1 protein-coding gene is annotated in these 292 nt (G+C 70.2%); it reads left to right on the forward strand.

Annotation, left to right across the window (positions count from 1 at the left end; all coding sequences use genetic code 11):
• Nucleotides 1–292 (forward strand): beta-ketoacyl synthase N-terminal-like domain-containing protein (locus IH68_RS51430; RefSeq protein WP_037886769.1); only part of this gene is annotated, 292 nt, incomplete at both ends.

The raw sequence follows: 292 nt of genomic DNA on the forward strand, positions 1-292 counted from the left end.
TGTGACGGTGATGTCGACGCCGGGTGTGTTCGTGGAGTTCTCGCGGCAGCGGGGGCTTGCGGTGGACGGTCGGTGCAAGGCGTTCGCGGAGGGTGCGGATGGTACCGGCTGGGCCGAGGGTGTGGGCATGCTGCTGGTGGAGCGGTTGTCGGATGCGCGGCGTAACGGGCACCGGGTGCTCGCTGTGGTGCGGGGCAGTGCGGTCAATCAGGACGGTGCGTCGAATGGCCTCACGGCTCCGAATGGTCCGTCGCAGCAGCGGGTGATCCGGGCGGCGTTGGCGGGTGCGGGG

The organism is Streptomyces sp. NRRL S-646, assembly GCF_000720765.1.
In the GTDB taxonomy this organism is placed as follows: domain Bacteria; phylum Actinomycetota; class Actinomycetes; order Streptomycetales; family Streptomycetaceae; genus Streptomyces.